Genomic DNA, 22,813 nt, shown 5'->3' with positions numbered 1-22,813 from the left:
GCGGGCATGCGACCTGCCTATAGTGTATCCGCCGTTCGTTCCGCCGAGTCCGCGCTCCTCGCACAGCAGAGCCACGATGATGAGCTCATGCGCCTGGCCGCGCGGGGCATTGCCGCCACGGCGAAATCCATGCTGACAGGCCCAGCGCCTCGCCGCATCTCCATCCTGGCCGGGCCTGGCGGCAATGGCAGCGATGGCCTTTATGCAGGCGCTTTCCTCGCCGAGGAGGGCTATGGCGTCGAAGCAATCCTCGTCGCCGGTTCCGCGCACGACCCAGCGCTGCAGGCCTTTAAGGCCGCCGGAGGAACCATTACTGAGCAACCGCGCGCGGAGGCCACAGGCCTGCTTATTGATGCCGTCGCTGGCCTCAACTCCACCCGCGGCCTCAGCGGAGCGGGTCTTGCCGCGTACCGCGCGGCCAAGCAGCACGATATCCCGGTGCTTTCGGTGGATATCCCCTCTGGCATCAACGCCGATACGGGCGTGGCGGCGGAGAACGCCGTCGAGGCAACGATTACCGTGAGCTTCGGTTGGGCGCGCGCCGGCCACATCTTCGCCCCGGAATGCGGCACGGTGGTCCTGTGCGATCTGCATCTACCCAACGGGCCGCGGTCCTTTGCGGAGGAACTAACGGCCACGGCCGAGCCGGCGGGCTATATCGCCAACGAGCCCACCATCGATCTCCCCTTCCAGTGGCCCGCGGAGCCCGTGCTTGCCGATGCCCACCTCGGCCACGTCACCGCCCCCAAGCCCGTGGGCTGCACAGGGCCCATCGTGGATCCCACTCCCCACGCTTCGAGCACGAAATACACCGGCGGGGTCACCGCTATCTGTGCTGGCAGCAGCGCCTATCCCGGCGCGGGCATTCTAGCGGCTACCGGCGCGGTGCGCGCGACGCCCTCCATGGTGCGGGTGATAGATAACGATGCCGTGGTCCCCCACCTGCCCGAGGTGGTTCCTCACCCGAGCGCCGAGGATAAGGTGCATGCCCAGGCGTGGGTAGTTGGCCCTGGCCGCGGCACCGATGAGGCGGCAGCCAGCGAGCTCCGCGCCGTCTTGGATCGCGGGCTGCCCACCATCCTGGATGCCGATGCCCTGACGCTGCTCGCCCAGAGCGCTGAGCTGCGCGATCGCGTCCGCTCCCACCCGCGCATCATTCTTACCCCGCACGCCGGCGAGTTCCGCCGACTCTACGAGGCCACCCTCGGCCGCGAGCTCGATCTCAGCGAGGGCGTGGGCCCGCGCCAGCGCGAACTGGCCGAGGACTTGGACTGTTTTATCCTGCACAAGGGCCGGATCACCACGGTGACCGCGCCGGGCCAGGCCATCTACGGGATGAATGCCGGCCACTCTTATGCGGCCACCGCCGGCTCCGGCGACGTATTATCGGGCATCCTCGGCGCCACCATTGCGCAGGTAGACCACGCGAAGGCCGATACCGAGTACATCATCATGGAGATCCTCCACGCCGCCGCCCTACACCAGCACGCCGCGGCCATTGCGGCACATACCCCCGATGGTTTCGGCATTTGCTCCGCTTCCCAAATCGCCGCGGCGATGCCCCAGTCCATCGCCCGCCTGCTAGTTATGCACCGTTAACGTCTTGCTTGCTCACGCGGCCGTCTTTGACCTCAACCACGTGGTCGGCGAAGGTGAGCAAGGAGCGATCGTGGGTGACCAGCACGGTGGCGGTGTGCATCTCCTGGGTAATATCGCGCAGCAGGCGGATGATTTCCTGCGAAAGGTGAGAGTCGAGGGCGGAGGTGGGTTCATCGGCAAGCAGCAGGTTCGGCTCATCCATCAAGGAGCGCGCGATATTGACGCGCTGGCCTTGGCCGCCGGAAAGCTGGCCGATGCGGCGATTGCCCATCCCCTTAAGGCCGACGAATTCTAGCAACTCATCGGCGCGATCCTTGCGCAGCTTGCGCCCGGCCATGTGGTCCATGATGAGCAGCTGATCGCGCACCTTGAGCGAGGACAACAGGTTCGACTGCTGGAAGATGATGGAATTCGTGCCATTGACCTCGACGGTGCCGGAGTCCGGCGTGATGAGCCCTGCCCCGACGGAGAGCAGCGTGGACTTACCGGAACCGGACTCGCCCACAATCGCGGTGAGGGTATCGGAGTCGGCGCTAAAGGTGGCATTATCAAGCGCCGTGGTCGTCGTCGTACCGTCCTGAAAGGTGACGGTGGCGTTGCGAATATCAAGGATGGTGGACATTTTAGGCATTTCCTCCCAATGCATCGAGGGGGTTGGCTTTGGCTACGCGGCGGGTGGAAACCAAGGCACCGGCCATGCCCAGGATCCAGATGCCCACCGCGGGAACGATGATGGTGCGCACGGATACGTCGAAGGGGACGGTGCCGGAGGCCAGCAGGCCAAGCAGCCAGCCGACGAACGCGCCGAGGATGGTGCCGGCTGCCAAAATCAGTGCGGCTTGGGCCAGGGCATCGCGCAGCAGGTAGCGCACCGAGGATCCCAGGGCGCGCAGGATGGAAAGATCGCGGGTGCGCTGCAGGGTCCACACTGTCAGGAAGGCGACGGTGACTAATGCGGAGATGCCGTAGAGGAAGCCCTGCATGGTCAACAGCGAACCGCGCTCGGACTGATAAGCGGGCAGGCCGGAGAAGGAATCAGACATCTCGACCGAGCCGGGGACCTCTTCGGAGTGCAGGGCAACCGTGCCGACCACACCGTCTGGTGCCTGGCTCACCTTCTGCCAAGTCTCTGTAGATACCCATACCACCGGCGAGTGGGAAAACTGCGTTTCCGGAACGGTGCCCTCTACGGAAAGGTCTACCCCACCGATATTCACGGAGCCGGAGGCCTCAATGGTGTCAGAGAGGACGGCGCCATCTTCCGGGACGGTGGCGTTGGTATTCGGGATGGTCGTGCCAGCCGGCAGGCCCATCACGCCTACCGCGCCCTCGCCCTCCAGCTTGGTTTGCGCGGTGCCTAAGGCAATCGCATCGCTTGAAAGATCCTTCTCGTGGATCTCGGACTCGTTGTAGGCGGGCTCTTCGGTAGAAAAGGTGACGTAGGGGTGATCTTGCGCCACGGCCTCAAGCGCCGAGGTATTTTGTTTGGACAGGCCCTCCGTCAGGCCGGAGAGCATAACCAAGAGCAGGGTGATAAGCGCCACGGTGCCGCCGATGAGCCCGAAGCGGCCGCGCGCTGCGGTGATTTCACGAATAGCTAAGAACATACTTCTATAGTCCCTTTGCGCAGGTCAGAAGTAATCGGCGGCCTAGTTGAACCTCCAGTCAACCAACTGGTTGATCCCTCATCCACCCTCCGGCAGATACTGTAGGAAATTGTGTTTTCCGGACAGAAATTATGGCTCTGGGGCTTATACGCCATGTTCGCGTTCCTGCTGCTTTTCGGCGTGGCCCGCGCCTACATCGATGACCGCCTAGACGCCCGCGCCATCCTTTTGGCCATCGCCCTAGCCGCGGTGTACGCGGCCGCGCGCTGGCTTCCCACCTGGCTCTGGCTCACCGGGCTGTGCCTGCTCTGGTTGGGGCTGATGGTCCACGCGCAAGATTTCATGTGGCTCGAGTTCCCGCTCATCTTCGTCTTCCTGCGCGCCTTGCCCAAGTGGCCCGGGCTTATCTCCATCACGGTGCTGTGGGCGGCGGCCGCCTTCATTCCCGCGTGGCTGCATCCGGATGGCTGGTCCATCGCCGCGGCCATCGGGCCGCTTATCGGCACGACCTTTGCCGCGGGCGTGTTTTATATCCAGCGCCGGTTGCAGGCGGAGGCGGCGCACCACAGGGACATCGCCAAGCAGCTGCAAGAAACCCAGGCCGAGCTGGCCGCCAGCGAGCACCAGGCCGGGCGCTTGGAAGAGCGCGAGCGCCTGTCCCGGGATATCCATGACACCGTGGCCCAAGGGTTGAGCTCCATCCTGCTGCTTTCGCGCGCCGCCCGGAATACCGATGACCTAGAGACCAAGAACGAGCAGCTCGCCGTCATCGAGGACACCGCAGGCGAGAACCTGGCCGAGGCGCGCCGCTTCGTGCGCGAGCTCGGCGGGCCCGATGAGCGCCTGGAGACCCAGCTGGATTCCATCCTGTCCCAGATGCGCCGGCGCACGGAGGCCCTTGGTGAGGACACCACCTTTGACCTTGTGGTTTCCGGCAGCGGCAGCGTACCCAGCGATATCAAGCAAGTGGTCGTGCGCGCCGCGCAAGAGGGCCTTAATAACGTGATCAAGCACGCGCACGCCTCCCGCGCGGTGGTCACCCTGGGCCTTTTCGAGGATGCAGTCACCCTGGACGTCGTGGATAATGGGCACGGTGTAGTTGCGCCCCCGCGCCACGGCGATGACAGCGGTTTTGGCTTGCAAGGATTGTCCCAGCGCGTGGAGAGCGTCGGTGGCTCCCTGAGCCTCGAATCCGGCGATGGCACCGCCCTTGCCATTAGAATCCCCCTCAAGGAGCAGCCCCATGGTTAACGTCATGCTTATCGATGATCACCCCGTCGTCCGCGCCGGGCTGCGCGCGATACTCAATACCTTTTCCGATGTCCGCGTGGTCATGGAAGGCGATAATGGCGCGGACGTGGACAAGCTCTTTGCCGATGGCTCCCCCGAGGTCGACGTCGTGGTCTGCGATATCCAGATGCCAGGAGTCGATGGCATCACCGCCACCAAAAAGCTGTCCGAGGCCGGTGGCCCGCCCGTGCTTATCCTCACCACCTATGACACCCAGGCGGATATCCTGGCTGCGGTCGAGGCCGGCGCGATGGGCTACCTGCTCAAGGATTCGCCCGAGGAAGAGCTGCACGAGGCGGTGCTCAATACCGCCGCGCGCCGGCGCACCCTCGCCCCAGAGGTGGTCAACCTCTTGGCCCAGCGCGTGGGCCAGCCGGAGCAGTCCCTGTCCACGCGCGAGCTGGAGATCCTCCGCGCGCTCGCGACCGGATCTTCCAATAAGGAGCTGGCCAACCAGCTCTTCATTTCTGAGGCCACCGTGAAGACGCACCTCATTCACATCTATCAGAAGCTGGGCGTAGATACCCGCACTGCTGCGGTAACCGTGGCCCGCGAGAGGAAGCTCATTTAATGCTGGACTGCATCGTCATCGGTGCCGGGCAAGCGGGCCTGGCCACCAGCTATTACCTGCGCAGGAAGGGACTCGACTTCCAGATCCTCGATGCCGAGCCCTCCCCCGGCGCGGCCTGGCGCCACGCGTGGCCGTCGCTCACGCTATTTAGCAATAGCGCGTCTTCCAACCTGCCCGGCTGGCCGATGCCCCACCACGACGGTTTCCCGCCCGCCAGCCACGTCATTGATTACTTCGCCCGCTACGAACAGCGCTATGACCTGCCCGTACGTCGGCCGGTGCGGGTCCAGGAAGTCAGCCACGATGGCGAGAACTTTCATGTCACCACCGATGACGAGCTTCTTAACGCGCGCACGGTGGTAGCGGCCACGGGCACGTGGTCCTCGCCGTTTATCCCCTACTACCCCGGCTCCTTTGCCGGGCGGCAGTGGCACTCGGCGTTCTACCCCGGGCCCGATCCTTTCCGCTGCGAGTCCGTCGCCGTCGTTGGGGCGGGCAACTCCGGGGCCCAAATAGCCGCGGAGCTCGTGCTTTCCGGCGTAGATACCACGTGGTTTACGGCGAAGCCGCCGCGGTGGATGCCCGATGACGTCGACGGCCGCGTGCTCTTCCAGCGCAATCGCGCCCGCCTTAATGCCATGATGCGCGGCGAGCCCGACCCCGGCGCGGATACCAACTTGGGCGATATCGTCGTCGTTCCTCCCGTCAAACGCGCCCGCGATGAGGGCCTGCTGGAGGCCTCCCCCATGTTTTCCAGTCTCGATGAGGTGAAGGCAGACCACCTCATCTGGTGCACCGGGTTCCGACCTGCGCTGGGTCCTTTCCGCGCGCTTCTCGATGGCCGCACCCCCACCGTCGAGGGCCTGTTCCTCGTTGGCTACGGCACTTGGACGGGACCAGGATCCGCAACGATTACCGGGGTGAGCCCGTTTGCCAAGCAGGCCGCGGGGGATATAGCCAAGCTCTGCTCCCCCAACCTTTAGCTGCCCAAAAATGGTTGCATCACAATTCACGTACCATGGTGAGCATGAGCACGCTACTTGTTACCCGTAACGAAGACAAATCCGTCACTACCTCCTTTGAGGAGGGAGAATTCCTCGGCGAGGGCGACCTGACCGTTGATGTCTCCTATTCCTCGCTGAACTACAAGGACGCGATGGCGATCACCGGCGATCCCGGCGTCGTCCGCACCAACCCGCTGGTGCCCGGCATCGACGTGGTCGGCACCGTATCCGATTCGAATGTGCAGCGCTTGCCGGTGGGTACTTTGGTTGCCTCCTTTGGCGATGGCCTCGGCGAATTCCGCCACGGCGGCTACACCCCGAAGCAGCGCGTCAATTCCCGCGCCACCGTTGCCCTGCCTGCAGATTTCACCGCGGAGCAGGCCGCTGCCGTCGGTACCGCCGGCTACACCGCGGCGCTGTGCGTTAACTCGCTGCGTGGGCTTCCCGATGGCCCAGTCCTCGTCACCGGTGCCACCGGCGGCGTTGGCTCCATCGCCGTCAACCTTCTGCGCAATGCCGGCTACGAGGTCCACGCCATGACCGGCCGCCCCGATGATTACGCCAACTACCTCCACGAGCTCGGCGCACATGAGATCATTGACCGCGCGGAATTCACCGAGCCGGGCAAGCCCCTGCAAAAGGCCGTCTACGCCGGCGCCGTAGACACCTCCGGTTCCCAAGAGCTGGCCAACGTCCTGGCCCGCACCAAGTGGGGCGGCACCGTTGCCGCTACCGGTATGGCAAGCGGCCCCGACCTGCCCGCCACCGTAATGCCCTTCATCCTGCGCAACGTGCACCTGGCTGGCGTGAACTCCGTCGATGCCCCGCTGCACTACCGTCAGAATGCTTGGCAGCTCCTTGCCCGCACCTTGGACCTGTCCATCCTAGAGTCCTTGACCAATACCCTTCCGCTGGAAGATGCGGTGGAGGAAGCACAATCCCTCATCAACGGCAGCCACCACGGCCGCACGGTGCTGAAGATTTCCTAAAGCCTTAGTCCTTTAGGGCCTACAGCTAGAAAGGCACCCCGTCACTCCTGGCGGGGTGCCTTTCCTGTGCCGTCTGGCCTACTTGAATTCTAGGTTTCGCCCGCCAAGTGCCGCGTTATCTTCCTCGAGATGGCCCCCAGCTGCCGCAGCTCCTCTTCCGTCAGGACGGAGACCACCTTGTCGTCCACCTTCGCGGTATGGCTCTCCAGTGCTGTAGCGAATGCTTCCTCGCCGACTTTCGTCACTGTGGCGTCAATAGCGCGGGGTCCTAACTCCTCCGCGTGCCGCCTCGTCACCAACTTGCGCCCCTCCATCCGGACCAGTTGTCGGTGCAGGCGCGATTTCTCCCACCCAAGTTCCGCGGCCAACTCATGCGGCCGGGTGCTCTGCCCACGGCGGCGCTGCAGGACGGCCAGCACCGCATAGTCGGCCTCACTTACATTCGCGGCTACCTGCAACTCGTGAGTTAACTCCTTGTGCAGCACCCGCTGCATCGCTACGAAGTCCGCCCACGCTGCACTTTCTTCTGGGCGCACAGTATCTCCCTTAAGCTTTGACTTAAATAGCATTATATACTGCGCAGTTGATTACTCAACTATGGATTAATGAACAGGGTTGATCCATCAACCCCTACCGTTTTTAGATGTACTGGATCAGGTTTACCAATAATCCATGTAGACTATACTTTTGCTAAGTTAATCGCATATACTTCGCTTTTCATAACCTATTTATAGGTTCAATAGTGTGCTGGATATTATCCATTATTAGGTATTGCGAATTACCCAGCGGCGTTTTTCGGTCGCCTGCAACTCCGGTCAGGCAGCCGGCTGTCTATGATGGCGGGCATGGATAAACTTTTTAGCACCTGCGGCTTCGATTTCCTGGACACCGAGGAACTCATCGCGGAACTACCCGCAAAGCGGACCTTGTGGGATGCACCTGCTTTTGATCAAGTGATCTACTACGCGGATCCCTCCGGCATCACCGTCACGGCGATGGAGTACGAGGGAGAGTGGACCGTTTTGCCGTCGTTCCGGGGTGGAGAAGACGCGGAGGCAACGCTATATCGCGCCATGCCTTTTATTGGCATCTTAGAAATGGAAGATCTCCGATGGGCGGTGCTTAGCGATGCCCCCTTTACGCTTCCCACCGGAAACCCCGTGGGCGGCGAAAAACTGCGCGGCCGAGTGCGGCCCGCAGTCGTTGCGCTGGACTATGAATTAACGGAACCGGCGGAGTTTTCGCTGCGATCCCCAGCCACGGAACGGTTTTATCAAAACTACAAGCCCAGCCTTCTCAATCCGCAGGTCGAGGTAGCGGGCACCGTGAACAATGTCGAGAAAAAGACCAATGAGCTTGGGGGAGGGGAGTTCTGGGTATGCGAAATCGACGGGCTCCCGCTCATCGTTGATGCCCCAATTGAAGCAGGCCAGGGAATCCGGGTGCACGGCATAGCGCTCTGCGCGACGGAATACTGGGATTAACCGCCTCGCTGCTAGGAGGATGTAGCTCCTAGCGTTGCGAAGCTGCAGGTACCAGGGCTACAAGGTGCTCGAGGTAGTCCCGCACGAAATCGATGGTGCTGGACGGCTCGATCTTTCCATCCTCGCCGATGATCTGGGGAGAATTTCCCAAGAATACCTCCGGCTGACCGGGCATCGGCATGTCGAAGTAGGACAAGGCTAGGCGTACGTTCTTGTGGGAAGAATAGCCACCCATGCGGCCAACGGAGTGACTGATGATGCCAGCCGGCTTATTCTTCCAGGCGACATCGGAATTGGGCTTGGACCCAATATCGATGGCATTCTTTAAACACGCCGGGATGGTCCGGTTATTCTCGCTGGTGACGAACAAAATCGCGTCCGCATCCTTAATTGCATTGCGGAAATCGGTGTACGCTTCCGGCGTGGGTTTATCCGCCACGTCAGGATCATCGTAGTCGAAATCATAGAGCGGGAGGTCACGCAGGTCATAGCGCTGGGACTCTACGTGCTCGGGGACCAGTTCCATGGCATGGTTGGCGATCTTCTTCGCAATGCTTTCCCGCCGCAGGCTGCCGACGAGTACAAGAAGTTTCATGATGTGTGTCCTTTCGTGTGGAGACTTGTTGGTTTTAGAAATCCCAGTCGGCATCGGAGGTCTCTACGGCTTTGCCGATGATATAAGAGGACCCCGACCCCGAAAAGAAGTCGTGGTTTTCATCCGATCCTGGCGTGAGTGCCGCAAGGATCTTCGGGTTGACCTGGCATTCCTCGTACGGGAAGAGGTTGGGATAGCCCAGATTCATCAGGGCTTTATTGGCGTTGTAACGCACGAACGTAGCAACATCATCCATAAGCCCGTACGGTTCATAGAGCTCGCCGGAATAGCGCATCTCCAGGCCATAGAGCTTGCGCACCAGGTTAAAGGTAAATTCCCGCATTTCTTCGCGGCGAGCTTCCGTGGCGTGGTCTAGTCCTCGCTGGAACTTGTATCCGGAGTAGTAGCCGTGGACCGCCTTATCCCGCAGGATGAGCCTGATCATGTCAGCGGTATTGGTCAGCTTCCCGTGCACGCTAAAGTGCAGTGGAAGATAGAAGCCCGCGTACAGCAGCAACGAGGATAAGAGGGTAGAGGCAACCTTGCGCTTTAGTGGGTCGTCGCCGTAGTAATGCACCATCACACTGGTAGCGCGCTGCTGCAATACTGGGTTATCCACGGCCCACGCATAGGATTTTTCGATCTCTTCGGTGCTGGCCAGGGTGGAAAAGATGGACGAATAGCTCCGCGCGTGCACCGCCTGCATGAAGGCGATATTGGTATAAACGGCCTCCTCATGTTCCGTCCGAGCATCTTGAATCTGGCTAATTTCGCCAACGGTAGCCTGCACGGTATCCAGTAGCGTCAACCCGGTAAAGACCCGGATGGTGAGGTCGCGTTCGGCTGGGTCCATGCGCGACCAGTCATTGCGGTCATTGGAAAGCGGGACCTTCTCCGGCAGCCAGAAATTCGAGGTCAGACGGTTCCATACCTCCAAGTCCTTGTCATCCCAGATGCGATTCCAGTTCACTGGGCGCAGCGGCGTGGAGGCATCGTGACGAAAATGCGGCGGGGTTTGGGATCGCTCAATGAGCTCTTGATATTTCATCGGTATTTTCTCTTTTCTTTGTCTTCGCGGCCCTAGCCGTCAGGCAATGGACGCGTGGGCGGTGGGGTAGAGGTGGTGCGCAAAGAAGTCCTGCAACCCTTCCCGTACGCGGGCAACATCGCGGTCGGTGCCGAGCAGCTCAAAGCGGTAGAGCTCAGGCACCCCGCACTTTCGGGCTATCTGTGGCCCGGCGCAGCAATACGCCTCACCAAAATTGGTATTTCCAGAGGTGATGACGCCGCGCAGGAGCGCGCGATTTTCCGGAACGTTGAGGAATTGGCGCACCTGCACCGGAATCGCCGCCTTGATATTGCCGCCACCGTAGGTCGGGACGATGAGCACAAAGGGCTCGGTGACATAGAGCATTCCTTCGCGCTTCGGCCGCAATGGAATCCGCGCCGCTGGAAAGCCCAGCTTGTGGACGAATCGGCGGGTATTTTCACTGACCGAGGAAAAATATACAAGATTAGCGGCGGTCTTAGTACCGCACGCTGGCGTCGAGGCTGTAGTCATCTCGCTCCTTAGTGGCTGCGCCGAGGCGAACTTTCTGCTTCAACTACAGATCTAACGTACTTTTAATTACGTCGCAACTAACCACCATTGACATGCGTAAATACCCCACCTTTCAAAAAGAGAGGGGGCAGGAAAGTTACATGCGCACCCACACGGCGCGGGCTGCGTGCGAGCTCAAAGAAAACGCCGCGGAATATTCGTTCTGGGCATTCTCGTTCTGGCTGCCCTCTACGCGCACTGCCATCCCGCCGGAATAAGGTTGGCTATCCCGTACGCTCACGACAGCGCCGATGGTCAGGTTATTCTCGCTAAAAAAGCGCAGCAGATCGGCATCTGCATCACTGATCCGATCGACTACGCCGGCCTCACCGGGCTCTAAATCGCTGAGTTTGCGCAGATCTCCTGGCTCGGACGCGGGGGTCGCGGCGTAGTCTGCGGGGTAGTCACCCGCGGCGCTGGGAATGGGGTCTCCATGCGGATCGCGGCGCGGAAACCCCAGTTCAGCGTCTATGCGCTCCAAAAAGAAGTCAGAGACGCAGTGCTCTAATTGCTCAGCCTCCGCGTGGACCTGGTCCCAGCGGTAGTGCAGGGATTCCACCAGGAAGGTCTCGATGAGGCGGTGCCGCCGCACCATGGCAAGGGCAAAGGCACGCCCCTCGGTGCTCAGCCCGATGGCACCATAAGGCGTATGGGTGACGAGGTCCTTTTTCTCTAGCCGCCGCACCGCATCCGACGCGCTGGAGAGCCTAACGCCTATGTGCTGGGCGAGCATCTTCACCGTCACGGGCTCGTCGTGCCATTCGCCCAGCTTAAACAGGGCCTTGAGGTAGTCCTGATTGGACGGCGAGAGGCCCGAGACGTCCACGCTCATTGGTTACTTAACCACCAGGTTCACCATCCGGCCGGGAACGTAGATCTTCTTCACCACGTTCTTGCCGGAGGTAAGGTCAGCCACCTTGGCATCGGCAAAAGCAGCCTCGAATACGGCGTCTTGGTCAGCATCGGCCGCGACGTTGATGCGGGACTTAACCTTGCCGTTGATCTGCACTGGCACCTGGATCTCATCATCTACCAGGTATTTCTCCTCAAAGGAGGGGAGTGGCTCGTAGGTGATGGTCTCATCGTGGCCAAAGCGCTGCCACAGTTCCTCTGCAATGTGCGGGGCGATGGGGGAGACCAGCTGGGCAATGGGCTCTACAGCCGCGCGCGGCGCTTCGGTGCGGTAGGTCTTGGTCAGGTAGTTGACGTACTCGATGAGCTTGGCCACGACCGTGTTGAGGCGCAGGTTCTCATAATCATCGCGCACGCCCGCGATGGTGCGGTGCAGCTGCTTCAGATCATCCTGGGTGAGCTCGGCATCGGTAGTTGCCAACTCACCGGTGTCCTCATTGATGGCTAGGCGCCACAAGCGCTGCAGGAAGCGCTGCGAACCGACGACGTCCTTGGTCGCCCACGGGCGGGAGGTATCCAGCGGGCCCATGGACATCTCGTACACGCGCAGGGTATCGGCGCCAAAGTCGCGGCAAATATCGTCCGGGGCCACGGCGTTTTTCAGGGACTTGCCCATCTTGCCGTACTCCTGGTTAACCTCTTCGCCGTTGTAGTAAAACTTGCCGTCCTTTTCCTCTACCTCCGCAGCAGGGACATACACGCCGCGGGAATCGGTATAGGCGTAGGCCTGAATGTAGCCCTGGTTGTACAGGCGGCGATACGGCTCCTGCGAGCTGACAAAGCCCAGGTCAAAGAGCACCTTGTGCCAGAAGCGGGCGTAGAGCAGGTGCAGCACGGCGTGCTCGACGCCGCCGACGTACAGATCCACACCACCCGGATCGTTCTCGCCGTGCTCATCTGGGCGCGGGCCGGTCCAGTAGCGCTCGTTTTCGATATCGCAGAATGCCTCACTATTGCGGGGATCGATATAGCGCAGCTGGTACCAGGAAGAACCCGCCCATTGGGGCATAACGTTGGTATCGCGGTAGTAGGTCTGCGGGCCATCGCCCAAGTCCAGCTCTACCTCTACCCAGTCGCGGACCTTGGCCAGCGGTGGCTGCGGCTCCGAGTCCTTGTCTTCTGGGTCGAAGGAGGCCGGCTTGTAGTCTTCCACCTCGGGCAGCTCAACCGGCAGCATCGACTCTGGCAGCGGATGAGCCATACCGTCCTTGTCGTAAACGATGGGGAAGGGCTCGCCCCAGTAGCGCTGGCGGGCGAAGAGCCAGTCGCGCAGCTTGTACTGAATCTTGCCGCGGCCGGAGCCGTCCTTTTCCAGCCATTCGATGGCCTCGGCGATGGCCTCCGCCTTATTCAGGCCATTGAGGTCCAAGCCCTTATCGTTGGCGGAGTTTACCAACGCGCCGTCCTCGGTCCAGGCTTCTTCCTCGATATTGCCGCCGGAGACGACCTCCGTAATCGGCAGGCCAAAGGCTTGGGCAAACTCATAGTCACGCGTATCGTGCGCGGGAACGGCCATGATGGCGCCGGTACCGTAACCGGTCAGTACGTAGTCCGCGATGAAGATCGGGATGCGCTTGCCGGAGACCGGGTTGGTGGCATAGGTGCCCAAGAATACGCCGGTCTTTTCCTTGTTTTCCTGGCGCTCCAGGTCCGACTTCGCTGCGATATCCGCGCGGTAAGACTCGACGGCTTCCTTCGGGTCATCGTTGCCGTAGGTCCAGCGCTCATCCACGTCATCGTCGTAAGGAATGGGGGACAAGAGGGCATCGACAAGCTCATGCTCCGGTGCCAAGACCACGTATTCCGCGCCAAAGAGCGTATCTGGGCGCGTGGTAAACACGTCGATGCCGTAGCCTTCCGCGGGGAAAGTTACCTCCGCGCCGCGGGAGCGACCAATCCAGTTGCGCTGCATGGACTTGACCTTTTCCGGCCAATCCAGCAGCTCCAGATCATCGAGCAAGCGATCCGAATACGCGGTAATGCGCATCATCCACTGGGACAGGTTCTTGCGGAAGACCGGGAAATTGCCGCGCTCGGACTTGCCCTCCGCGGTGACCTCCTCATTGGCCAAGACGGTACCCAAGCCCGGACACCAATTCACCGTGGAGTTGGACAGGTATACCAAGCGGAACTCATCGACGGCCTCGGCCTTTTCCTGCGGGGATAAGTCCTCGTAGTAGCGCCCGTCCTTGGTGGTGCGCTTATTGGCCTCCAATTCCTTGATGAGCTCAGCAATGGGGCGGGCCTTTTGCTGCTCTTCATCGAACCAGGAGTTATAAATCTGCAGGAAGATCCACTGCGTCCACTTAAAGAACTCAGGATCCGTGGATTCCACCGAGCGGCGCGGATCGTGGCCCAAGCCCAGCATGCCCAGCTGGCGGCGCATGTTGTCGATATTGGCCATCGTGGTGGTGCGCGGGTGCGTACCGGTCTGGATGGCGTACTGCTCGGCCGGCAAGCCAAAGGCATCGTAGCCCATGGTGTGCAGCACATTCTTTCCCAGCATGCGGTTATAGCGGGCATAGGTATCGGTGGCGATATAACCAAACGGGTGCCCCACGTGCAGGCCCGCACCGGAAGGGTAGGGGAACATGTCCTGCACGTTGAGCTTTTCCTTGGGCAGCTCGCCCGCACCCGTGGCTAGCGAACCGACCGGGTTCGGCGCGTTAAAGGTCTCGTGGTCCTTCCAATACTGCTGCCAAGTCTTTTCGATCTGGTTCGCCAGCTCAGGGGTGTAGCGGTACGACGTGGAATCGCTCGGTTTAGTCATAAACACACAGTGTAATAGCCCCAGCCCGGCGCGGGGTAGGCAGAGGTGGGTTTTGCTTCACTAATTCGGCGCCGTACCGGTAGTCGGCCGCAATTCCTCGCCATGACTCCTGCGGTGAGTGAGGGGGGCTAAGGCAAAGAACAAAGAGTGCCTCGGGATGTTCTGGCAGTGTTTAGGAGCTATTAACGCGCAGTTCCTTTCGTAGTTGAATCGCGCCTTTATCTTCAACTCAAGGCTTTGCGCCCAGCTATGTCTGGGTTACTTCTCTCTTGTTTGCAGGGCCACCATCTCTTCGTCTCTCACCTCCACAAAGGACAATTCATGCGCACTTCTCTCCGCATTGGCGCCGCTGCCGTAGCCGCGACCGTAGCTACCGCTGGCGCAATTGCCCCAGCCACCGCCGCCGAATCCCAGGGCCCAAAGAACATCATCTACATGATTGGTGATGGAATGGGCTACGGCCACGTGGCGTTTAATAACCTCTACGAAACTGGCCAGTCCAAGTACCTGGTCGATGGCGCATTTAGCGCCGAAGGCCCAGAGGAACTCGATGGCGATTCCGTACAGCGCTTCGAGGACTTCAACCGCCTGTCCATGACCACCTACCCCAATGACTCTTCCTACGACCCACAAAAGGCGTGGGCAACCCACGAGTACGTGGATAAGGGATACACCGATTCCTCTGCCGCCGGCACCGCCATGTCCACCGGTGTGAAGACCGATAACGGCAAGCTAGGCGTTAACGATTACGGCCACGAGCAGGAAAACACCTCCGAGCGCGCCAAGAAGGCCGGAAAGTCCGCCGGCGTGGTCTCCTCCGTGCCGTTTAGCCACGCCACCCCAGCTGCCTGGGCCGCGCACAATATCTCCCGCAATAATTACCTGGAGATTGCAGAGGAGATGTTCAACTCTGACCTCGATGTCATCATGGGCTCCGGCCACCCGTTCTATGACGATGACAACAAGAAGCAAGATGAGGCCAAGTACAAGTACCTGTCTGAAGAGGTCTTCAACAAGCTATCGTCCGGGGAGTCCGACTGGAACTACGCCGAAACCAAGGAGCAATTTGAGGCCTTGGCCCAAGGTGATGTCGCGGCGGGGGAGAAGTACTTCGGCCTGGCGCCTGTGGCCTCTACCTTGCAGCAGGCACGCTCCGGCGAGTCCACAGTGCCTTATGACACTCCGTTCAACGAAGTCGTGGATCTTCCTACCATGACCACCGGCGCCCTCAACGCACTGGGCCAAAATGACGAGGGCTTCCACGTCATGATTGAAGGCGGTGCCATCGACTGGAGCGGCCACGGGAACGAATCCGCCCGCGATATCGAAGAGGTACAGGACTTCAATAAGTCCGTCGATGCCGCCATCGACTGGGTAGAAGAAAACTCCTCCTGGGATGAGACCCTGCTAGTCGTTACCGCTGACCACGAAACGGGATACCTCTCCGGTGCCAATGAGCGCTCTGAGGGTAAGTTCAACTCCATGAATGGTGGCGGTGGCAACACCCTGCCCTCTGGCCACCAGTGGTACTCCACGCAGCACACCAACCAGCTCGTCCCATTCTTCTTCAAGGGCGCTGGCTCTGAGGCCCTTCGCGCGAAGGCCACCCACACCGACCCCGTGCGCGGTGACTACATCGATAACACCACCTTGGCCAAGCTCACCCTGAATGAATGGTGGGTCAAGCACGATGACCAGGGCAGCAACGACAACGCCGACGCCGGTGACGGTGACGGTGACGGCTCCTCCAAGAGCGGGCTCCTCGCCGGTATCGCGGGCGCCGGTATCGCGTCGCTGGCTATCGGGGCCATTGCCTTCTTGGCCCAGCAGCTGGGCATCATCACCATCAACCCGAATGCTTGGCGGAACTTCTTCCACTAATCCAGGCGATTAATCTCGCGCAAAGGCTTTCACTTCCACGGTGGTGAAAGCCTTCTTATTGCCTTCTGCCTGCAGAATCCACATCTTTTCAAAAATGATCTAGGCTGGTGTAAATGAGCCAGGAGAAGTTTCGTAGCCAGCTATCATCTTTTCTAGACGCGGCGGTATTTCAGGGGGTTCCGCATCTTCGCCTCTCGCCGGATACCGATACTTTAGAGCTTTACCTGCCAGCCGTGAGCGCGGCTTATGAACCAGAAGACCCCCAATGGACCGTGACCACGCAGTTGCTGGACGGCACGGAGGTCACCCGCAAGTTTTATTATGTCGCCGGTGAGGAACCTGGCCTGTGGGTGTCCATGCCGCAGCCCTTTACCCACCTTGCCGTTACGTTTGCGGAGCAGACGCTGGAGTTTGCGGGTATTGCCAATGGCGGCCTGCTACTTGATTCCGCGCACCGGCCCGTCGATAGCACGCAGCCCATCCCGCAGGGCGCGTATACCTTCATCGCACCGACCGGCACGCAGCTAACCCCTGCCCCGGATAGCCAGCCGCGTCCGCATGGCGCGTGGGAAGGCTGGTCCATCTTTGAGGTAGCGGCAGAAGATTCCTTCTCCATTGCGGTACCGCGCCAGGACAAGGCCACCATCACCGTCGCGGAAGGCGCGGATTTTTCCTGGGATATGGCGGTCAAGTCCCTGCCCAACGCGCGCGGGCTGGACGGCGAGCTGGTGTACACGAAATCCCCGCGCCTCTTGGTCAATACCCCTCTGCACCTTCAACTGACCTATGTCCCCATCGGTGGGGAAGAGGAAGAAATCTTAGAAGATGAGCTGCCGGAGGGAATCCATGAGGTTCTACCCGGTGACGTCTTCGAAGACCCCTGGGTGGGCCGGTACCGCTTTAGCCTGTACAAGGGCGAGGAGCTTGTCGATGTCCTCTACCTCAACTTTGCCGAGACGCTCCACATGCGCTCCAAGAACGAGGGCCCGCGCGGCACCAACTTCCGCTTCATCGATGCGCTGGGGAACCTCTCGCCGTTTAGCTATGCCTTGGCCTCGTCCCCCGATAAGCCCATTCAGATGGAAAAGGGCCAACGCGTATTTGGGGAAGACGAATCGGTGCGCGAGGAGACCATCAGCAGCGAGGCCGGCTACGAGCTGACCTTTGAGGTCATTCCGGCGACCATCCGCACGCGCGTGAAGCGCACCGCGGCAGAGCCCGTGGATTATATGGATAAGCAGGTCATCCTGGCGGATCAGCTGGATGCGGATGCGCTCTTTACGGTGCACTCGCCGGAGCCGCTGCCGCTGGCAAAATTCGTGGTCATTGATAAGAACCAGAAGATCCGGGATCTCGTCACCGCCAATGGCTCGACGGAGGCGACGACGGCCCTCTCCGTGCCGAATCGCGCCCTCAAGGCAGCGCTGACAAAGAAGTCCTCGCTGGAGCTCTACCTCCTGTGGTCCACGCTGTCCTATGAGGAGTACCTGGAGGGCCTGCCGGATAAGGAGCGCGCGGCTCACCTCAAGCGCAGCATCGACCGCCGCGTGATGGAATACGAGGCAACCGCGGCAAGCGACCTGATTTATGCCGCCATCGCCACGGTGCGCAAGGCTCCGCTGGTGGCCCGCGCCACCATCGAAGATGGCATCTTGATGCCCGAGCAAACCCACGAAAAGGAAGTGGAGCTTTTGGCATGGGCGTGGCCGCTCGGCAACCCCTCCAGCGAGCCGCTGCCCTTGGAGCCGGTGGAGGAGGGCTTCGAGCTACCAGAAGAACTGCACGAGGCTGGCGATCTCATCGTGGACTTCCGCGAGGATGAACCGGCCAGCGATCTCGCCGCACCGCAGTACCCACCGGCAAGCTCGCTTATCATCTTCCACGATGGCGAGAGCGAGAATACCGCCGGCACGTGGGAGACCTATGCCGCCCTGCGCCGCTTGGCCCCCAAGGCCAAGGAGGCCTTCGAGGGCGTTATCAAGGGCATCGAGGCCGATCCGCGCGCCAGCCTCGATGCGCTCATGCAGGTGGACTTCGAGCGCGGCCAGCGCATGCGCGCCTTGGTGCGCACGGGCCTGATTACCCGTTCCTTTAGCCGCGAAGGGCAAGAGGCTGCGGATCCGTCTTCCGTGCTCGCTGCGCTTGCCGATGCCAACCAGGCCCACGTCGAACAGTCCGGCTCCCCCTCGCTGTGGCGGACGGCCACCACGGGAGTCGACGATGTCACCCGCCCCATGCTGCTCATGAGCGCCACCGGCGAGGCCCCTACGCCCGCCACGGATAGCGCGCAGCTGTGCGATGATGCCCACCGCATCGCCGCGCTGCGCGAGTGCTTCGATAACGACTTGGCGCTGACCCGCCTGGGAACCATGTCCAACCTGCGCTCTACCGCGCTGCAATTGCGGGTGACGCTGCAGCAATTGGGCGTAGATAAGTCGGTATTGCACACCCTGCTCGCCCTCGATGCCTTTGGGGATGGAAACACGGATCTTGGCGGCTCTGCCTGGATGCCGTTTATTTCCTATGTTTTTGCCATTACCGCGCGCGGGGTGGCCAATGGGAAGCTGACGGATGCGGCCGTGGCCTCCGCGCTAGATAACGCCCTCCCGCAGCTCGCAGAGGCGGTCTCGCTGGCTCCGGAGCTGTTTTACCGGGATATTCTCACTGCAGAGGCCCTTACCCGCGACTACAGTGACTGATATGCAGGTTATTTCCACCAACGTCGCCGTACGCAGGCCGGATCCGAGCGGGAGGCATGAGTTTTCGGGCATCGACAAGCGCCCGCAAGACTTCATCGATATTTCCGCTCCCGGACCCAATTACGGCGATGGTTCCGGCGTGCGCGGCGATTCTATCGGCGATAGCGAGCACCACGGTGGAAGTGACAAGGCGGTCTATGCCTATGCCCGCGAGGAGCTGGATTATTGGGAGGATTCGCTGGGCCGCACGCTGGGTTCAGGGGCCTTTGGGGAGAACCTCACCACGCGCGGCATTGATCTCTCCGCGCTGCTTATCAATCAACGCCTCCACATCGGCACGGCTACGCTCGAGGTCTCCATTCCCCGCCAGCCATGCGCAACCTTTTCCGGCTGGGTGCAGGAAAAGGGCTGGCTCAAGCGGTGGACTGCGCGCGGTGATTGCGGCGTGTACTTCCGCGTCATCTCGCCCGGGCGCATTTCTGCCGGGGATGCCATAATCTGCGGCCCCGCCCCCGCGCACGATATCACCATGCGCATGGCGTTTGCGGCCAAGATGGGGGACCGGGCGATGGCCCGGCGCGTGGTCGATGCCAAGTGCTTGCCGCCCCAGCACGCAAAAAAGCTCCGGGTATAAACCCGGAGCCAAAAATCTGTGCCGCTTTAGGCCGGCTGCGTGCCCTCTGTGGCGCTGATAACGGGCGCCTTCGCCTTGGGGTAGCGGCCGTGCACCATGTAGTAGTACACCGCCGCGACGACGATGAGGCCGGCGAGGATGAGGTACATCGTATCAAAGCCCGTGGCGCTCACGATGGGGCCAAGCCCGAAGGGGGCGAGGCCGATGCCGAAGTCCATCAAGAGGAACATCGTGGAGATGCCCGCGCCTATCTGAGCGGCCGATACAGAGCGCACCGAGATGGCCTGGCAGGCGGGGCTTAGCGTGCCGTATCCCATGCCCGTAAACGCACCCGCCACCACGAGCATGACGTCATTGCTGGGAAAGCCCATGATGATAAGGGCGATGACGAAGGAAACTAGGCCCAGGTACATGACCGAGTTATCGCCCTTGTGGTCCTGGATGCGGCCCAAGAAAAAGCGCATGATGAGCATGACTACGGCGTAGCCGATGAAAAAGAGGCCGGCGCCTGTGGCCAGGTCCTCTTCGCGCGCATAGGCGTTGAGATAGGTGACCACGCCGGAGTAGGCGATGCCCACCAAGAGCATGAAAAGGCCAATGGGCACCACGTTGGGGTGCACGGCATTGCTCAGCTTGAAAGCGGGCTTTTCCTCATCGAGCTCCGCCGGGTAGCGCAGCACGAGCGCCAGCACGAGGGAGACGATATTGGAACCCAGGGCGACCGCGAAGAGGGTGTTGTAGCCAATGTTATTGGCCAAGAACAAGCCCACTGCGGGGCCGAAGGCGGTGGCAAGTGTGGTGCCGAGGGCAAAGTAGCCGGTGCCCTCCGCGCGGCGCTGTTGGGGGATGACGGATTGCGCGACGGCCATGAGCGCCGTAGAGGTCAACGCATAGCCCGCGCCGTGAAACAGCCGCACGAGGATGAGGACAGCCACGTTATGGGCCACGAAATAGCCCACCGTCACGATGCTGACGAAGGCCAGCGAGGTCAGGGCGGCGCGCTTTTGCCCCACGCGGTCCACCAACCAGCCGGAGAAGATGCGCATGAATGTCGCACCCAAAACAAAGGCGCTGGAGGCAAAACCACTGACGGTATCGGAGGCCCCAAAGCTCTCGACGGCATACAGGGCCATGGTCGTCACCGTTAAGTAGAAGACTAGAAACTGACCAAAATTAGCCACCCACGCCAACAGAAACGTGGGTGTAATCAATGGCGGCTGAGCCGCTGAATTCGTTGTTGACAAGACTCACTCCAATTAAAAAATAAAAAATCTTCCCAACCGCGCACGGCCCAAAAGGGCCGCGTGCGGGGAGAAGGAAAGCAATCACAATTATGCGGGGAGTGAGTATACGCCGCTGGCACTTAAATGTTTAATCAAACACGGTTATAAGCGCGCTCTAAACAGTGATTGCGTTGCCGGCTTAAGGCCTAAGCGTTGGCATAAGGGTCGCGGATGCCCAGGTACTGCACGGAGGTGTATTCCTCGATACCTTCCGCGCCACCCTCGCGGCCCATTCCGGATTGCTTGACGCCACCGAATGGGGCAGCGGCGTTAGAGATAACGCCGGCGTTGAAGCCCATCAGGCCGAACTCTAGGCCATCGGCGATGCGCCACAGGCGGTCGGAATTCTCAGTAAAGACATAAGATGCCAAACCGTATTCGGTATCGTTTGCGATCTCGAGCGCCTCTTCCTCGGTACTGAAGGTGATAATCGGGGCGACTGGACCGAAGATCTCTTCCTGGGCGACGCGTGTTTCACGTGAAACATTGGTGATCACCGTAGGCTCGTAGAAGTAGCCGGCACCGTCCCCGCGCTTACCGCCGGTGGCGATGGTAGCGCCCTTTTCTGCGGCATCGTCCACCAATGCCGCAATGCTCTCCAAAGCCTTGGACTCGACGAGAGGTCCGCAGGTAATACCTTCGTCCATACCATTGCCCAAATTGAGCTTCTCAAACTCCGCAACGAGTTTCTCGGAAAACTCCTCAGCAACAGACTCATGGACCAAGAAGCGGTTAGCTGCGGTGCAGGCCTCGCCGATATTGCGCATCTTGGCGCCCATCGCACCCTGGACCGCTTGGTCAATATCTGCGTCCTCAAAGACAATGAATGGGGCATTGCCGCCCAGTTCCATGGAGGTACGCAGCACGTTATCGGCCGCGCCCTTCAAAAGAGTCCGGCCCACTGGGGTAGAACCAGTGAAGGAAAGCTTGCGCAAGCGGTCATCGGCAAGCAATGGCTCCGAAATTGCAGATGCAGACTTACCGGCTACGACGTTGAGCACACCCTTTGGAAGCCCAGCATCGATCATGGTCTGCGCAAAGTACTGCGCAGTCAGGGGAGTCAGCTTGGCCGGCTTGAGCACCATCGTGCAACCCGCTGCCACCGCCGGAGCCACCTTGCGAGTAGCCATGGCCAACGGGAAGTTCCACGGGGTGATCAGAAGGCAGGGACCCACCGGCTTGCGGCGAGTGATCATCCGCAGCGTGCCTTCCGGAACGGTTGCGGCGCGGCCGTAATCGCGCACCGTTTCCTCACTGAACCAACGCAGGAACTCGCCGCCATAAGTGACCTCACCCTTAGCTTCCGCGAAGGGCTTACCCATCTCTAGCGTCATCAGGGCTGCGAATTCATCCGCCCGCTCCTGCACTAGATCGAATGCTCGGCGCAGAATCTCCGCGCGCTCGCGCGGCGTGGTGCGCGCCCATTCATCCTGCACGGCACAGGCAGCGTCGAGGGCAGCAATCGCATCATCCGAGTTTGCGGAAGATAGCGTCGCCAGCGTCTCGCCCGTCGCTGGGTTTTCTACGTCAAAAGTCTCGCCGGAGGTGGAATCGCGCCACTCACCACCAATGAGCAATTGGGTGGGAACCTTTGCAATTACCTCTTCGATATTAATACTCACTTATCGTCACCTTTCTTGAAGATATAGACCTGCACCACATTACCCTGAATGAGCGCGAAGACCACTCATTAGATACCGATTGAATATTTTTGACTTGTTTCTTCCACGCTATAGAAATTTAAGCTAGGCTAGTGCCCATGAAGAAAATGACTACTCGTTGGTGGTGGCGCGCGTAACTCGCGGGCCTTTCTTCGCAACCCATTTTTAGGCTCGCATTCTGCGGGCCTTTCGGCGTTTTCAGTGCCTTTGCTCGCGGATACCTCGGGCCCCTCG

Annotated in this window: 19 protein-coding genes; 9 read left to right on the top strand and 10 right to left on the bottom strand. The window is 60.7% G+C overall.

Annotated features, from left to right (window positions below):
* The first annotated feature begins 6 nt into the window (after positions 1-6).
* Positions 7-1,599: a bifunctional ADP-dependent NAD(P)H-hydrate dehydratase/NAD(P)H-hydrate epimerase gene (locus ABRP93_RS03425; protein WP_349886914.1), complete on the top strand. Its 1,593-nt coding sequence runs from the start codon at positions 7-9 to the stop codon at positions 1,597-1,599.
* On the opposite strand, the gene ABRP93_RS03420 is transcribed toward ABRP93_RS03425, so the two are convergent.
* Positions 1,586-2,221: an ABC transporter ATP-binding protein gene (locus tag ABRP93_RS03420; RefSeq protein WP_349886913.1), complete on the bottom strand. Its 636-nt coding sequence runs from the start codon at positions 2,219-2,221 to the stop codon at positions 1,586-1,588. The two genes, ABRP93_RS03425 and ABRP93_RS03420, sit on opposite strands and share 14 nt — an antisense overlap.
* Position 2,222: 1 nt before the next feature.
* Positions 2,223-3,206 carry an ABC transporter permease gene (locus ABRP93_RS03415; RefSeq protein WP_349886911.1) on the bottom strand — a complete coding sequence of 328 codons (984 nt, stop codon included), beginning with the start codon at positions 3,204-3,206 and terminating at the stop codon, positions 2,223-2,225.
* A gap of 153 nt (positions 3,207-3,359) precedes the next feature.
* On the opposite strand from ABRP93_RS03415, the gene ABRP93_RS03410 reads away from it, so the two are divergent.
* From ABRP93_RS03410 to ABRP93_RS03395, 4 genes are read left to right on the top strand one after another with little or no spacing between them, the layout of a single operon-like run.
* Positions 3,360-4,457, top strand: a complete 1,098-nt coding sequence (locus ABRP93_RS03410; protein WP_349886936.1) for a sensor histidine kinase — start codon at positions 3,360-3,362, stop codon at positions 4,455-4,457.
* Positions 4,450-5,067, top strand: coding sequence for a response regulator (locus ABRP93_RS03405; RefSeq protein ID WP_023024517.1), 618 nt, complete (start codon positions 4,450-4,452; stop codon positions 5,065-5,067). The genes ABRP93_RS03410 and ABRP93_RS03405 overlap by 8 nt, the downstream gene beginning before the upstream one ends.
* A complete protein-coding gene (locus ABRP93_RS03400; RefSeq protein ID WP_349886910.1) occupies positions 5,067-6,050 on the top strand; it encodes an NAD(P)-binding domain-containing protein in 984 nt (327 codons plus the stop codon). Before ABRP93_RS03405 ends, ABRP93_RS03400 begins: the two co-directional genes overlap by 1 nt.
* A gap of 35 nt (positions 6,051-6,085) precedes the next feature.
* Complete coding sequence (locus ABRP93_RS03395; protein WP_023024521.1) at positions 6,086-7,060, top strand: MDR family oxidoreductase; 975 nt, start codon at positions 6,086-6,088, stop codon at positions 7,058-7,060.
* A gap of 89 nt (positions 7,061-7,149) precedes the next feature.
* On the opposite strand, the gene ABRP93_RS03390 is transcribed toward ABRP93_RS03395, so the two are convergent.
* Entirely contained in the window at positions 7,150-7,629 is a 480-nt protein-coding gene (locus tag ABRP93_RS03390) for a MarR family winged helix-turn-helix transcriptional regulator (protein ID WP_349886909.1), read from the bottom strand.
* A gap of 276 nt (positions 7,630-7,905) precedes the next feature.
* Here ABRP93_RS03390 and ABRP93_RS03385 point away from each other — a divergent pair, with 276 nt between their 5' ends.
* Positions 7,906-8,544 carry a hypothetical protein gene (locus ABRP93_RS03385; RefSeq protein WP_349886908.1) on the top strand — a complete coding sequence of 213 codons (639 nt, stop codon included), beginning with the start codon at positions 7,906-7,908 and terminating at the stop codon, positions 8,542-8,544.
* A gap of 28 nt (positions 8,545-8,572) precedes the next feature.
* On the opposite strand, the gene ABRP93_RS03380 is transcribed toward ABRP93_RS03385, so the two are convergent.
* The 5 genes from ABRP93_RS03380 to leuS form a co-directional block, all read right to left on the bottom strand.
* Positions 8,573-9,139: an NADPH-dependent FMN reductase gene (locus ABRP93_RS03380; protein ID WP_349886907.1), complete on the bottom strand. Its 567-nt coding sequence runs from the start codon at positions 9,137-9,139 to the stop codon at positions 8,573-8,575.
* 34 nt (positions 9,140-9,173) lie between these two features.
* Entirely contained in the window at positions 9,174-10,187 is a 1,014-nt protein-coding gene (gene nrdF / locus ABRP93_RS03375) for a class 1b ribonucleoside-diphosphate reductase subunit beta (RefSeq protein ID WP_349886906.1), read from the bottom strand.
* A gap of 39 nt (positions 10,188-10,226) precedes the next feature.
* A complete protein-coding gene (nrdI, locus tag ABRP93_RS03370) occupies positions 10,227-10,700 on the bottom strand; it encodes a class Ib ribonucleoside-diphosphate reductase assembly flavoprotein NrdI (protein ID WP_349837874.1) in 474 nt (157 codons plus the stop codon).
* A gap of 136 nt (positions 10,701-10,836) precedes the next feature.
* Positions 10,837-11,571, bottom strand: coding sequence for a metal-dependent transcriptional regulator (locus ABRP93_RS03365; RefSeq protein ID WP_349886905.1), 735 nt, complete (start codon positions 11,569-11,571; stop codon positions 10,837-10,839).
* A 3-nt stretch (positions 11,572-11,574) separates the two neighbouring features.
* Complete coding sequence (gene leuS, locus ABRP93_RS03360) at positions 11,575-14,421, bottom strand: leucine--tRNA ligase (RefSeq protein WP_349886904.1); 2,847 nt, start codon at positions 14,419-14,421, stop codon at positions 11,575-11,577.
* A 321-nt stretch (positions 14,422-14,742) separates the two neighbouring features.
* Between leuS and ABRP93_RS03355 the strand changes: the two genes are divergently transcribed.
* From ABRP93_RS03355 to ABRP93_RS03345, 3 genes are all read left to right on the top strand, one after another.
* The gene (locus tag ABRP93_RS03355; protein WP_349886903.1) at positions 14,743-16,302 is read left to right on the top strand and encodes an alkaline phosphatase; all 1,560 of its coding nucleotides are present in this window, start codon (positions 14,743-14,745) and stop codon (positions 16,300-16,302) included.
* Positions 16,303-16,415: 113 nt separating this feature from the next.
* On the top strand, positions 16,416-19,001 hold the full coding sequence (locus ABRP93_RS03350; RefSeq protein ID WP_349886902.1) for a hypothetical protein: 2,586 nt from the start codon (positions 16,416-16,418) through the stop codon (positions 18,999-19,001).
* A 1-nt stretch (position 19,002) separates the two neighbouring features.
* Entirely contained in the window at positions 19,003-19,635 is a 633-nt protein-coding gene (locus ABRP93_RS03345) for an MOSC domain-containing protein (RefSeq protein ID WP_349886935.1), read from the top strand.
* 26 nt (positions 19,636-19,661) lie between these two features.
* On the opposite strand, the gene ABRP93_RS03340 is transcribed toward ABRP93_RS03345, so the two are convergent.
* Together ABRP93_RS03340 and ABRP93_RS03335 are read right to left on the bottom strand one after the other, a co-directional pair.
* Positions 19,662-20,846 (bottom strand): MFS transporter, encoded by a 1,185-nt coding sequence (locus ABRP93_RS03340; RefSeq protein WP_198010510.1) that lies wholly within the window; start codon positions 20,844-20,846, stop codon positions 19,662-19,664.
* A 218-nt stretch (positions 20,847-21,064) separates the two neighbouring features.
* On the bottom strand, positions 21,065-22,540 hold the full coding sequence (locus tag ABRP93_RS03335; protein ID WP_349886901.1) for an NAD-dependent succinate-semialdehyde dehydrogenase: 1,476 nt from the start codon (positions 22,538-22,540) through the stop codon (positions 21,065-21,067).
* Between the last annotated feature and the right edge of the window lie 273 nt (positions 22,541-22,813).

The organism is Corynebacterium sp. KPL2850 (assembly GCF_040225855.1).
Classification (GTDB): domain Bacteria; phylum Actinomycetota; class Actinomycetes; order Mycobacteriales; family Mycobacteriaceae; genus Corynebacterium.
The sequence above is the reverse complement of the archived record's forward strand: the minus strand, read 5'-3'. Positions and strand labels throughout refer to the sequence as shown.

What these genes read in the sequence shown, in the direction of transcription:
- ABRP93_RS03425 (WP_349886914.1), top strand. Translation starts at nt 7, where the DNA reads ATGCGACCTGCCTATAGTGTATCCGCCGTTCGTTCCGCCGAGTCCGCG.
- ABRP93_RS03420 (WP_349886913.1), bottom strand. Translation starts at nt 2,221, where the DNA reads ATGTCCACCATCCTTGATATTCGCAACGCCACCGTCACCTTTCAGGAC.
- ABRP93_RS03415 (WP_349886911.1), bottom strand. Translation starts at nt 3,206, where the DNA reads ATGTTCTTAGCTATTCGTGAAATCACCGCAGCGCGCGGCCGCTTCGGG.
- ABRP93_RS03410 (WP_349886936.1), top strand. Translation starts at nt 3,360, where the DNA reads ATGTTCGCGTTCCTGCTGCTTTTCGGCGTGGCCCGCGCCTACATCGAT.
- ABRP93_RS03405 (WP_023024517.1), top strand. Translation starts at nt 4,450, where the DNA reads ATGGTTAACGTCATGCTTATCGATGATCACCCCGTCGTCCGCGCCGGG.
- ABRP93_RS03400 (WP_349886910.1), top strand. Translation starts at nt 5,067, where the DNA reads ATGCTGGACTGCATCGTCATCGGTGCCGGGCAAGCGGGCCTGGCCACC.
- ABRP93_RS03395 (WP_023024521.1), top strand. Translation starts at nt 6,086, where the DNA reads ATGGTGAGCATGAGCACGCTACTTGTTACCCGTAACGAAGACAAATCC.
- ABRP93_RS03390 (WP_349886909.1), bottom strand. Translation starts at nt 7,629, where the DNA reads ATGCTATTTAAGTCAAAGCTTAAGGGAGATACTGTGCGCCCAGAAGAA.
- ABRP93_RS03385 (WP_349886908.1), top strand. Translation starts at nt 7,906, where the DNA reads ATGGATAAACTTTTTAGCACCTGCGGCTTCGATTTCCTGGACACCGAG.
- ABRP93_RS03380 (WP_349886907.1), bottom strand. Translation starts at nt 9,139, where the DNA reads ATGAAACTTCTTGTACTCGTCGGCAGCCTGCGGCGGGAAAGCATTGCG.
- nrdF (WP_349886906.1), bottom strand. Translation starts at nt 10,187, where the DNA reads ATGAAATATCAAGAGCTCATTGAGCGATCCCAAACCCCGCCGCATTTT.
- nrdI (WP_349837874.1), bottom strand. Translation starts at nt 10,700, where the DNA reads ATGACTACAGCCTCGACGCCAGCGTGCGGTACTAAGACCGCCGCTAAT.
- ABRP93_RS03365 (WP_349886905.1), bottom strand. Translation starts at nt 11,571, where the DNA reads ATGAGCGTGGACGTCTCGGGCCTCTCGCCGTCCAATCAGGACTACCTC.
- leuS (WP_349886904.1), bottom strand. Translation starts at nt 14,421, where the DNA reads ATGACTAAACCGAGCGATTCCACGTCGTACCGCTACACCCCTGAGCTG.
- ABRP93_RS03355 (WP_349886903.1), top strand. Translation starts at nt 14,743, where the DNA reads ATGCGCACTTCTCTCCGCATTGGCGCCGCTGCCGTAGCCGCGACCGTA.
- ABRP93_RS03350 (WP_349886902.1), top strand. Translation starts at nt 16,416, where the DNA reads ATGAGCCAGGAGAAGTTTCGTAGCCAGCTATCATCTTTTCTAGACGCG.
- ABRP93_RS03345 (WP_349886935.1), top strand. Translation starts at nt 19,003, where the DNA reads ATGCAGGTTATTTCCACCAACGTCGCCGTACGCAGGCCGGATCCGAGC.